Here is an 11,596-nt window from a genome sequence, read left to right as displayed (position 1 = left end):
GAATGGGGATGATAAAGGATGCCTTAAAAGCTAAGTTATCAGACATTGGTGGCTTATTTGTAGAAGTTCCTACAAAGAAGGTAAAACCATCTCAAACTTGTCCTCAATGTGGAAATCAAGAGAAGAAATCTTTAGACCAACGAACTCACCTTTGCCATAACTGCGGCTATACTCAACAGCGTGATATCGCCGCCGCAGAAGTGATGTTGCTTTGGTACTCAAATAATCTACAGGGGTTAGGAACTAGCCTCTCAGACGTGGATGATTCTAGCTCTACTTCAAACACCAGCAAACGCAAGAATGCTGGAAGTATGAAGCAACTGGGTCAAAAGAAACGTCAAAAATCTCAACTTACTCATGGGGATGTAGAAACCCCATCTTCAACGAAGTAAGATGGGGTAGTTCATTAAGTTATGTATTTGAATTTGGTAATTTTCCTAAATGAAGATGGATTATTCTATTATTAAAAAAATCCTGATCAAAACATTTAAAAAAATTATGGTTTTAACAGCTTCCACAATGTTGCCTCTAGGCACGAAAGCACCAGATTTTCATCTACCAGAAGTAGTATCTAGAAAAATAATTTCTCTTGATAATTTTGCCGATAAAAAAGCATTGTTAATCATGTTTATTTGTCGTCACTGCCCATTTGTTAAGCATATTCAACAAGAATTAGCCAGATTAGATCAAGATTACAGCAACAGTGACTTAGGGATTATTGCCATTAGTGCTAATGATGCTAAAAATTACCCTAATGATGCCCCAGAATCATTAAAAGACATGGCTATAGAACTGGGGTTTGATTTTACCTTCTGTTACGACGAAACTCAAGCAACAGCAAAAGCCTATACGGCAGCCTGTACACCGGATTTCTTTCTATTTGATGGCGACAGAAAACTCGTTTATCGTGGACAATTAGATGATAGTCGTCCTAGTAATAATCAACCTGTTACAGGTAAAGATCTAAGAGCAGCTATTACCGCAGTCTTAAATAATCAACCTGTAATAAGTGAACAAAAGCCCAGTATTGGTTGCAATATCAAATGGAAATCAGGTAATGATCCTAGTTATTAAGGGTAATTGGTGATTGGTGATTGGTAATTGGTAATTGGTAATTGGTGATTGGTGATTGGTGATTGGTGATTGGTAAAACTCTTACCTGTTCCCTGTTCCCTTTAATGCTGAATTTCCAAATTGAGAATATAACGCCCTAATTGGATTTTTCCTGTCCATAATTCGTATTCTAAACGGAGATTCTCTGGAAAAGGATGCCCGCTAAGAGTAAAACTTTTGGTAAAATTACGCAAACGGATAGATTGATGGGGTTGTAATGATTCATTTGGCAACCAGAAACGACTAATGCCATAAACACCTAATTCCCAAAAGTGACGGTAACTGACTTGTGCATTACCTTGCATTGTCATAATTAACCGCCGAGATGAAATTTCCAGCCATAAAATTCTGGGACTGCTAGGAGGAGAAAAATTGTTTTTAGTTGGGTGAATTGTATCTTCTTGATTGAAATAACTGCCTACCTCACAACTAATCAGAGGTGGTGCAGTTAATAGTAAATGAAATTTATCTGTATCCTTTTGAATTAAAGTTCCAGCAGTGTCAACCACAGACCAAATCGGTAAGTCCGTGGAAATCATTGATAAACATACGGGTTTGCGGTGGTGAGTTAGCATGAGAGTGTGAGGGGTTACAAATAAAGAATAAAAGTTGAGCGATTTTCTAAATTGCCAGTTTTGCCTATTATTTAACGTTACGGCTGACGTTTTTGGTGGAAGCAACAAAACACAAGACATTTAAGCAAGATATCTAATAAATAGTAAAACCTGCTTCATCGTTAGCAAATATTTTGATTTGTTAATCTAAACCATTCAATATGGTATTATCTGTCACCTGCTATCTACCGAAAGAAGGATTATAGTTGCCAAAAAGCGGTAGGATACTAAATTGGAAGTGAATAGTGATAAACAAGTCGCTGTTTAGCTTTTATTCTATTCAAAAGTCATTGTATCCTAATGTCAGCTATTGTTATTAATTTAGAAACTCAAGCAAACTCTTCTGATCACTTAATTATTCAGCGCCCTGCCTCTGAATTGTCTTTGCAGGGACGTATCCGAGTCCCTGGAGATAAGTCTATTTCTCATCGCGCTTTGATGTTGGGTGCAATTGCTGAAGGTGAAACTCAAATTCAAGGACTACTGTTAGGTGAAGATCCCCGTAGCACTGCGGCTTGTTTTCGGGCGTTAGGTGCGGAAATTTCCGACTTAAACACAGAATTAGTCAAAGTCAAAGGCATCGGTTTAGGCAATTTTCAAGAGCCTATAAACGTCTTGGATGCGGGTAATTCTGGAACAACGATGCGGTTGATGTTGGGATTGTTAGCATCCCATCCAGGGCGATTTTTCACGGTGACTGGTGATAGTTCTTTGCGATCGCGTCCCATGTCTCGTGTTGTCAAGCCTTTGCAACAAATGGGAGCGCGAATTTGGGGACGCAAAGGCAACACCTTAGCACCTCTAGCCATTCAAGGACAAGCCCTCCAGCCCATTCATTATCATTCTCCCATTGCTTCGGCTCAAGTTAAATCCTGCATTCTCCTCGCGGGTTTAAACACCCAAGGACAAACCACCGTCACCGAACCTGCTTTATCACGGGATCACAGTGAACGAATGTTAAGGGCTTATGGCGCAGAATTAAGTATAGATCCAGACCGCAATAGCGTCACGATCACAGGTGGGGCGAAACTCTACGGACAAACTGTAATTGTCCCTGGTGATATCAGTTCAGCGGCTTTTTGGTTAGTTGCGGGGGCGATCGTTCCTGGTTCAGATTTGGTAGTGGAAAATGTCGGTGTGAATCCTACCCGCACGGGGATTTTAGAAGCATTGGAACTGATGGGGGCAGATATTCAACTAGAGAATCAACGGGAAGTAGCGGGAGAACCTGTGGCTGATATTCGCGTCCGTTCCGGTGGTTTAAAAAGCTGTACGATTGCTGGTGATATCATTCCCAGGTTAATTGATGAAATTCCCATTTTGGCAGTTGCAGCGGCTTTTGCTGAGGGGACAACCATTATTCGGGATGCGGAGGAGTTAAGAGTCAAAGAGAGCGATCGCATTACCGTCATGGCACAACAACTCAATAAAATGGGGGCAAAAATCACCGAACTACCCGACGGGATGGAAATCACCGGTGGTACTCCCCTAGTCGGTGCGGCAGTAGATAGCCATACAGATCATCGCATTGCCATGAGTTTAGCGATCGCAGCACTTAACGCTACTGGTACAACCACCATTCACCGCGCTGAAGCTGCTGCTATTTCTTATCCCAACTTCACAAACACATTACGGGAAATTTGTCAATAGTTTTTAGGGACGGGGTAAAGGACTGGGGTATAATTGATAAACAACAAATATTCTTAATCAGCATTATGACTACAGTTGCCATTTTACCTATATCAAATGCCAGTGGTGAAAGGTCTTATCGTGCTATTGCTGGAGATAAACAGTCTGTTGGCAAAACTGCCGGTCAAGCTTTAGATGCTTTGACTACACAGTTAGGTGAAGTTGAATTTCGGGCATTATTAATTATTGATAATTTTCATCCCGATCAATTCTTCACTGAAGATCAACAACAACGTTTATCCGAACTAATGACTATGTGGAGAATAGCACGAGATCAAGAACAGAAACTTCCGCCAGAAATACAAATAGAGTTAGATAATCTTGTTAATCTGGAACTCAATGCTGCTACAGCTAGAACCGCATCCTTAGCACAACAATGGAGTCAATGAATCAATTTTATCATCTTGTAGCAGATCGCGCCATTCATCGTTGTGAATATTGTCATGCACCTGAATTAGTATTTAATTTTCCCTTTGAAGTTGAACACATAGTTCCTACTTCTCGCGGAGGTACTAATGCTGAAATTAATCTAGCTCTTTCTTGTCGTTCTTGTAATCTTCGTAAAGGTTCTCGTATTAGTGAAATAGATCCTGAATCTAATATTGAAGTTCGTCTTTTTAATCCTAGAGAAGACCTATGGGAAGAGCATTTTCAAGTTAATTCTGAAACTGGTTTGATTATAGGTATAACATCTATTGGTAGAGTAACTGTAAAATGTTTAGAACTAAATAGTCAATCACAAGTGATAGCAAGACAATTATGGATTCGTTTGGGATTATTTCCGTAAGATAAACAAGAGGTTATGATGTTAAGCTGTCATAATTGTGGTTCAGATAAATTTACTGAAGAATTAGTTAATGAAACTTTTGAAATCGAAGGTAGACTAATTTTGGTTGAGGGTATTCCAGCTAAAGTTTGTTCTCGTTGTGGAGAAATAACCTTTAGTAGTGAAACTGCTGAAAATATTCGTTTAATGTTAAATAGTAATCAAAAATCTCAGAGAAAAATTGAGATTGATGTTTTTGCTTTTTCTGCTTAACTGATAGGTTGAATGAGTCAGGTTGTCAAGTTTAGGACAGTTTCCTTCGATATCATCTACAGCTAGTATGTTAAATTTGGTAAGCAAAAATAGAATGGTTAGCTAATTTTCAGTTTTTTGGTAAAATTCATTTAGGACAACAGTTAATAGTCATTGAAGAAAACTTTTAATCACTATTCAAGAGAAAATTATGCTAGATGTAACTATCACTAATGGTAATAAAAATAGTCAAGAATATCTCTATGAGTTATTAACCAGAATTAAACAACGTCCAGGAATGTATTTAGGAAAAGTATCTATAACTCGGTTAAAAATGTTATTGATGGGTTACAGTATGTCCAGAGGTGAGTTAGGGTTACAACTAACACAACAAGAAAAACAATTTGCTCAATTTCAGAAATGGGTACAAGGGAAATATCAAATTAATTCCGCTGAAGGTTGGGAAAGTATTATTTTGTCTCAAGTAGAAGATGAAAAATTAGCTTGTGATTTATTTTTTCAATTATTGGAACAATTTAAGAATGAAATTTTAGAGTTGGATAAACTGACTGTAACAGTCGGAAAATAATACTATCTCTGTTTCCAAAATTTAATAGTTCTATCTTTGCTACCGCTAATTAATATTTGAGTATTTGGAATAAAAGCAAGAGATGTAACAGCACTATCATGTTGCTTTGTTTTATCAAAAAGAAGTAACTTTTTATTAGTGAAATCCCAAATTTTAATATAACCTTTATCGTCACCACTGGCTAATAACTTACCATTTGAACTGAATGTAATTGTGTTAATTATATCATGACCTACATCACTAGAATTTTCTTCTTCTAAAATACCTACTTCCTCACCAAGAAGATTCCATAATTTTATTTGATAATTATCCTCACCCACACTTGCTAAAATTTTACCATCAGGATTAAATGCTAAAGAATTAATCTTAAAGCCATTTTTTATTTTGTGAGCATTCAAAATTTCACGTTTTTCACATATAGTTAAATCTACTATTTCCCAAAAATATATATTTCCTCCACTGTCGGAACTCGCAAGAGTTTTATTATCGCTACTAATTGTAATTGATGTTATTTGTTTACCACTCCAGTGCTGTTGATTATAAATATTTTCTTTTGTTTTCCAATTAAACAATTTTATAGTTCCATCTTTACAACCGCAAATAATTAAATCTTTATTTATAAACGATAAAGAAGTAATTCCAGTTGTTATATAGTCTTCAATTAAATTACCACTTTCAATTGGTATTGTTTTTTGTTCATCTATTCTACCGTTTTTGTAATAATATATTTTAATATACCTTTTACCTGCTTCGACTAAGTAAGTCGGCACGATAAAATCAATATACATTTTTTTCGTAAAAACCCTTAAATAACCTATCTATAAGGTATTTGTCGAATTTACATTTCGTTACATATGTTGATTGTTTAACGCCAACTTACTTATAGAGAGTGCTATATGATCGTTTTGACTAATTGATATAAGACCTTGACTATAAATAGCTGGTATTACTCGTTCTCCAACTTCTGATATTGGTTTTCCAACAAAAGGAATGTAATTGATTAGTTTTGAGGGAAAAATTTCATGTTTCTTTTCTAATTTAAATTTATCATTGTACTTTATATCTTCTCCATTTGTAGCATTAAACGGAACTATAGCTAATGTTTGCCAAGTATCATCTAATCTTACAGCTAAAAAATCACCTTGAGTAGAAATATCAAAATCACATATTTCATGATCAAGTTTTATTTGATATAATAGTTCCCATCTTTTCTGAGAACTGTTCTCAATTTTTGGAGAATTTGTGTAAGGTTCTTGAATAATTAATTCAAAATATTCTGATGAGGTTTCAAAATTTTGTAATTTTGAAGGAATTGTTGCTTTTGGACTACTCCATTGCCAAAATGTTTGATAAGGGTGTTTAATCTCATTATGAATTTTAGCAAAAATGTCTTCAGACACTTTGACTTCTGTTAATTTACCTTTAAAAACAACACCTTCAATAAATGGAATTTCTCTAGGGAAGCCATCTTTAATTACCCCATCTCCGACTATTCCCATATCTTCATAAGTTGTTTTAATCACACGAAATACTAACGTTAAATCACCAACAGCAGAATTATGGATTTGACGACATATAGCTTTTCTAGCTTCTGTTATCTTTCCTCCTGCAACAGATGCAAGTAAACCAGATAGACTAGCATCACACATAAAATCAGGAGCAACTATTGTTGTAAATCCCAGATTTTCACTACGACTAACCAGGAAAACCCAACCCTCTATTTTTTCTATGATATCTTTTGTCATAATTTAATCTCTTGATTTAGTCTAAGTAGGTAAATAAGTAGGTAGGCGAAAATAAATAGAACTATGTTAAGTAAGTTAACAGATTCTGAAGTTGGCTCGTAGCAAGGGCTTTAGCCCTACTTTCAGGTCTAAAGACCTTACTACAAACCTTTAATTATTTACGTTACTCTACTTAGAAAAAATTAAGGGTATGTAACGGTATGTAAAGTTGTCTCAATACCATATTCTGGTTGAGTTTCAGCCATTTTACAAAACGCAGTACCCTTCATTTTTATTTTGTTCACCTACTTAATTAATTTAATCGGTTAACTTACAATCGGTTAAATTAGAATATGGATGTTCATATTCTAATTTATCTACAAGCAACAAGAAACAACGAATAGAGTATTCTAAAGCAGTTTTTTCACTTTCAATTTTTACTAAAGCTTCTGCTTTTTTAGCTTTTAATTGTTCTGTTCTTTCTTTAGCTGCGGCTTCTTTATTGTATACAGATGTTTGCAATTCTTGATCAATAAAATCAATCATGTCTGTAAGTATTTCTTTTGAAAATTGAAATTGGGGAGGTAATTTGGGTGCTACTGTTTCCAATATTGTTTTAGCAGTTTTACCAAAATATTTTTTGAGTTTATCCCATAAGGTTAAATTAGCTTTAACTTCTTGAACCTGTTCTTGAGATTTTTTATTTTGCTCATTAATAATTTTCTTCAACTCTTCATTTAGCTTATCAGGTACAATACAAGCTATAGGTAATTCAATATTATAAGGTTTAGGTCGTTTTCCTATTTTTTTCATAGTACCATCCGGTTGTTGTTTTGCAAAACCTTCACCAACTGAACTAACAGGAATTAATCGAACAACTCTATTATTTTCATTATTAATATCACTGTTATCACTCCGAGTCCTAATAATATTGCGGAATTGCTCTATTCCTAACAAATGATTTCTAACTTGTTCTAGGTTTTTTCCACTTTCTTCTATTACATCCCATTTACTAATAATAAAATGAATAGATTTATCTGTATTTTGCATTACACTCAATACATTTGCTAACTCTTTAGTTTCCCATTGTATACCTGAATCTTCACCATTGATAGATGAAAGTAACCGCAAACCATCTATTAAACCTAATAAAGCATCTGCATTTTTTATTTTCTCCTTAAATTCTTCATTATCACGATCTGTTACAAATTCACCTGCATAATCTGTATACTGAAATTGACAAGCTGAATAAATACCTTTAGGACTCTGTATTTTACAAGTAAATGTCCAATTAGATATTTCTGCAATTTGTGTTGGATCTGGCCATTTTTCACCAGTAGCAACTTCGGTATAAATCTGATTTAGACTTATTCGTTGAGCATTATCTACCGCTAAAAAAAATCCTGATTCTCCCTGTGTTGAGAGTTTATGATACATACTCCCCAAAAACACAGTTTTACCTGAACCAGATGGACCCAAAATAACTACATTATAAGTTGGTAGCATAAATTGTCTCTAAGTATCAATACAGTAAATCTTCGATTTTTACCCCAGGTTATATGTATCATCTTTTTTTATCATCCAAAAGACTGTTTAAGACTGTGTTTTATAACGAACTGTTAAAGAAATGTATTAAAATAGCTTACAATGATGCGTAAAAATACGCTATAATTGCTGAAAACCTTATCATAAACTGATTTTATGGATGTTGCAGAAATTTTACAATTTGCTGATCAATTGATCTTAAATAAAACAGGAAAACGTTTAGATGATTTGCAAAAAACTGTAATTACAGGAGTTTATGATGGAAAAACTTATGAGACAATTGCCGATGAGTGTAATCGTAGTGAAAGTCGTGTTAGAAGTGTTGGACGTAAACTATGGCAAATTTTATCGGAATCTTTAGGAGAAGATGTTAATAAGCATAATTTTTGTTGGACTCTAGAAAGAGTTATAAATAATTCTCAGTTTTATAATTTTGGTAATAATCAGATAAATTATTGTCATAATGATAATAAAGAATATTCTGAAAATACAGAACAAAGTATTAAAGATCAAGTCTATCACGATTTAACCATTGCTCCTAAAATTAATCGTTTTTGCGATCGCACTTCGGAAATTGATACTTTATCCAATTGGATATTAAATCAAAATACTCATTTAATCTCAATCTTAGGATTATCAGGTATTGGTAAAACCACACTCGTTAAAAGATTTATAGACTTACATCAACAAAAGTTTGATCCTATTGTTTGGAGAAGTTTAAAATTCCCTCAATCTTTAAATTTACTACTTGATGATTTACTAAAACATCACAAATTAGACTCATTACCAACAATAAATGATAAATTAAAACAATTATTTGATATTCTCACAAATAAAAAATGTTTAATTATCCTTGATGATTTACAAAATATATTTATTCCTAGTCAATTCGCGGGAAAATATCAACCAGAATATCAAGATTATCAAACCTTATTCAAAATGATTACAGAAACCCAACATCAAAGTAGCGTCATATTAATTAGTCAAGAACAATGTCCAGAAATGGAATGTTTAGATGAAGAACTATATCCTATTAAATCTTTAGAATTATCAGGTTTAGATAATCCAGAAATTCTCAAAAATACCGGATTAAAAAATAAGGATAGTTGGTTAAAATTAATCAAATTATATGAAGGTAATTTAATTTATTTAAAAAGTATTAGTATATTAATCCATAAAAATTATGATGATCAAGTTGCTGATTTTTTAGCTGAAAATACTTTACATATTACCAATCAAATGCAGTCTCATTTTCAAGAGACATTTCACCACCTATCACCCCAGGAACAAAAAATAGTCTTACAACTAAGTAAATTTGAAAACCCTATTTCCAGAGAAGAATTAAGACAAAGTTTAAATTTATCCTCGGTTGATTTTAATAATGGTTTACAATCTTTACAACAACGGTATTTAGTAACCAAAATCAAAGAAGATAAAATTCTGTTTAAATTATCTCCAGTTTTTCAAGAATATGTGAGAAATTCTCGTTAAGATGAAAAGCTAATAAATCAAAGTTGAGACTATAATAATGTTTAGAGTTTCACTAATGAATAATCAAACTATCTCTAGTCATTTCTAAAAAATCATATTTCATAAATAATTCGACTATTTGTAAAATATTTTGGAGAAAAATTTGTTCAATTTGTTTATTACTAATATTACCTGTTGTTATTAATAGTAGTTTGTAAGGCTCTTTTTTGATTAAAAAAGAATCTAAAAAATCTTTATCTTTAGTAATGACAATTCTTTGTTCTAGAATTGATAGTTTGTTAATTTCTGAATCTGGAGTTGCATTTTGTAAAGGAAGATTTTTTGTATGTATAACATCATAACCTGAATTTTCCAATAAATTGGCAATTCGCATTGGTAATTGAGCATCAATTAAGAATTTCATGAAACTAATTGCAGAATACTTTTAACTTGAGTGAGTCGAGTAGCAAAGTTAAGAACTGCTAAAATATCTTCATATTCTAAATCATCATAATCTTCTAAAATATCATCAATAGTCATTCCTGAACTCAAAAGTTCCAAGATCATTTCCACAGGATAGCGTAATCCGCGAATACATGGTTTACCATGACAAATATCATGGTTAATTGTTATTCTCTCTAATACTAGATTATTCATGATGTGAAGATTTTATAATCAAACTGAATTAATTATACCTTATTTTATAAAAATTTGATATAAGTGTTGGGTTTCGTTACCTCAACCCAACCTACAATCTAGTTGAGGCTGTTAATTGGTAATTGGTGATAAAATTAATCCCTGTATTTATCCTGTTCATCCTTTAATCCTGGACATTATCTCGACTTCGCTCGATAACCACCTGATTCAGACAATTACCTAACCAACTGCATAGCAGAATTAAAAAACTGCCGACATAAACCTTTGGTAATTAAAATAGTTGTTAATAAGTTTGTGACAGCCACCATAAAAATAATTAAAATCTCATAGGATACAGCCTCTAGTGGTGCAACACCAGCTAATAATTGTCCATTGGTAAAAGTTGGTATTGTTACCATACCAATCAACATCATTTGATTCAAAGTCGGCATAATTGCGGCGCGAATCGCTTCTTTGCAGTATGGCTTAATCGCTTGTTCAGGAGTTGCACCTAAACTTAAATGAGTTTCTATTTCCGTGGGAAATTGGTTGATACTACTAACTAAACGTTCTCCGGCTATGGCGGCTGCATTCATGGCATTACCCAGCAAAATGCCAGCTAAAGGAATGATATAACGTGGTTCATACCATCTTTCTGGTTGAATAATTAAAAAATTGGTATAAAGCAATGTTAAGGACGTGCTGACAAAAATCGCACTTCCAGCTAAAGGTAAAACTTGTGGAATTTTTTGACTGATGCGGTTGCGAGTAATAATTACAGTAATTGTCAAAATTATTGCTAAAATTCCCAGTACCGCCCAAACATTGTTAACGGCAAAAATGAAGTCAAAAGTGTATCCTAATACAAGTAGTTGGAGGATAGTTCTACCAGTAGCTACGCTTAAATTTAATTCTAGTCCTAATTGCTCCCACGCCGATATCCCAATGGCAATAGCCATTAACCCTATAGCTAACGCCAAATCTACCATATCCAGTTTGATTAGCTCTGGCATAGTTTCTCTACCTCTTAACAATTAAAAACTTTACGTATTACAGGGAATAGGGAACAGGGAAATCTTTTTAATTCTTCCTTCTTTATCCTGACAACTGACAACTGTACGGGCAAAGCATTTGAAGAACTATTTTTGGCAATGACCGATAATTTACCTTCCAAATGCTTCGCCCCTACTGACAACTG

The 11,596-nt window shown here is 33.7% G+C and carries 15 protein-coding genes; 8 read left to right on the top strand and 7 right to left on the bottom strand.

What is annotated here, in order from left to right:
- Together PN450_RS13155 and PN450_RS13150 are read left to right on the top strand one after the other, a co-directional pair.
- Positions 1–392 (top strand): zinc ribbon domain-containing protein (locus PN450_RS13155; RefSeq protein WP_271836613.1); only part of this gene is annotated, 392 nt, incomplete at its 5' end.
- A 106-nt stretch (positions 393–498) separates the two neighbouring features.
- Positions 499–1,074: a thioredoxin family protein gene (locus tag PN450_RS13150; RefSeq protein ID WP_271836614.1), complete on the top strand. Its 576-nt coding sequence runs from the start codon at positions 499–501 to the stop codon at positions 1,072–1,074.
- A gap of 101 nt (positions 1,075–1,175) precedes the next feature.
- Here PN450_RS13150 and PN450_RS13145 read toward each other — a convergent pair whose 3' ends face one another.
- The gene (locus PN450_RS13145) at positions 1,176–1,688 is read right to left on the bottom strand and encodes a hypothetical protein (protein WP_148763651.1); all 513 of its coding nucleotides are present in this window, start codon (positions 1,686–1,688) and stop codon (positions 1,176–1,178) included.
- Between the two features lie 339 nt (positions 1,689–2,027).
- Here PN450_RS13145 and aroA point away from each other — a divergent pair, with 339 nt between their 5' ends.
- From aroA to PN450_RS13120, 5 genes are all read left to right on the top strand, one after another.
- Positions 2,028–3,377 carry a 3-phosphoshikimate 1-carboxyvinyltransferase gene (aroA, locus tag PN450_RS13140; RefSeq protein ID WP_271836612.1) on the top strand — a complete coding sequence of 450 codons (1,350 nt, stop codon included), beginning with the start codon at positions 2,028–2,030 and terminating at the stop codon, positions 3,375–3,377.
- Between the two features lie 65 nt (positions 3,378–3,442).
- Positions 3,443–3,805 carry a hypothetical protein gene (locus PN450_RS13135; RefSeq protein WP_271836611.1) on the top strand — a complete coding sequence of 121 codons (363 nt, stop codon included), beginning with the start codon at positions 3,443–3,445 and terminating at the stop codon, positions 3,803–3,805.
- Positions 3,802–4,203 (top strand): HNH endonuclease, encoded by a 402-nt coding sequence (locus PN450_RS13130; RefSeq protein WP_271776511.1) that lies wholly within the window; start codon positions 3,802–3,804, stop codon positions 4,201–4,203. The genes PN450_RS13135 and PN450_RS13130 overlap by 4 nt, the downstream gene beginning before the upstream one ends.
- 15 nt (positions 4,204–4,218) lie before the next feature.
- Entirely contained in the window at positions 4,219–4,455 is a 237-nt protein-coding gene (locus tag PN450_RS13125; RefSeq protein WP_271836610.1) for a YgiT-type zinc finger protein, read from the top strand.
- Between the two features lie 190 nt (positions 4,456–4,645).
- Positions 4,646–5,023 carry a hypothetical protein gene (locus tag PN450_RS13120; protein WP_271836609.1) on the top strand — a complete coding sequence of 126 codons (378 nt, stop codon included), beginning with the start codon at positions 4,646–4,648 and terminating at the stop codon, positions 5,021–5,023.
- A 2-nt stretch (positions 5,024–5,025) separates the two neighbouring features.
- Here the strand turns inward: PN450_RS13120 and PN450_RS13115 are convergent, their stop codons facing one another.
- The 3 genes from PN450_RS13115 to PN450_RS13105 form a co-directional block, all read right to left on the bottom strand.
- Positions 5,026–5,811, bottom strand: coding sequence for a WD40 repeat domain-containing protein (locus PN450_RS13115; RefSeq protein WP_271836608.1), 786 nt, complete (start codon positions 5,809–5,811; stop codon positions 5,026–5,028).
- Positions 5,812–5,871: 60 nt separating this feature from the next.
- The gene (locus PN450_RS13110) at positions 5,872–6,768 is read right to left on the bottom strand and encodes a hypothetical protein (RefSeq protein WP_271836607.1); all 897 of its coding nucleotides are present in this window, start codon (positions 6,766–6,768) and stop codon (positions 5,872–5,874) included.
- A gap of 297 nt (positions 6,769–7,065) precedes the next feature.
- Positions 7,066–8,253 (bottom strand): TRAFAC clade GTPase domain-containing protein, encoded by a 1,188-nt coding sequence (locus PN450_RS13105; RefSeq protein ID WP_271836606.1) that lies wholly within the window; start codon positions 8,251–8,253, stop codon positions 7,066–7,068.
- A 195-nt stretch (positions 8,254–8,448) separates the two neighbouring features.
- Between PN450_RS13105 and PN450_RS13100 the strand changes: the two genes are divergently transcribed.
- Positions 8,449–9,783, top strand: a complete 1,335-nt coding sequence (locus PN450_RS13100) for an ATP-binding protein (protein ID WP_271836605.1) — start codon at positions 8,449–8,451, stop codon at positions 9,781–9,783.
- Positions 9,784–9,835: 52 nt separating this feature from the next.
- Here the strand turns inward: PN450_RS13100 and PN450_RS13095 are convergent, their stop codons facing one another.
- The 3 genes from PN450_RS13095 to PN450_RS13085 all read right to left on the bottom strand — a co-directional run bounded on the left by PN450_RS13095 (position 9,836) and on the right by PN450_RS13085 (position 11,411).
- On the bottom strand, positions 9,836–10,186 hold the full coding sequence (locus PN450_RS13095; protein WP_271836604.1) for a DUF5615 family PIN-like protein: 351 nt from the start codon (positions 10,184–10,186) through the stop codon (positions 9,836–9,838).
- Positions 10,183–10,419: a DUF433 domain-containing protein gene (locus tag PN450_RS13090; protein ID WP_271836603.1), complete on the bottom strand. Its 237-nt coding sequence runs from the start codon at positions 10,417–10,419 to the stop codon at positions 10,183–10,185. Before PN450_RS13090 ends, PN450_RS13095 begins: the two co-directional genes overlap by 4 nt.
- Positions 10,420–10,634: 215 nt before the next feature.
- On the bottom strand, positions 10,635–11,411 hold the full coding sequence (locus PN450_RS13085) for an ABC transporter permease (RefSeq protein ID WP_271836602.1): 777 nt from the start codon (positions 11,409–11,411) through the stop codon (positions 10,635–10,637).
- Between the last annotated feature and the right edge of the window lie 185 nt (positions 11,412–11,596).

Source organism: Dolichospermum lemmermannii CS-548, assembly GCF_028330815.1.
In the GTDB taxonomy this organism is placed as follows: domain Bacteria; phylum Cyanobacteriota; class Cyanobacteriia; order Cyanobacteriales; family Nostocaceae; genus Dolichospermum; species Dolichospermum lemmermannii.
The sequence above is the reverse complement of the archived record's forward strand: the minus strand, read 5'-3'. Positions and strand labels throughout refer to the sequence as shown.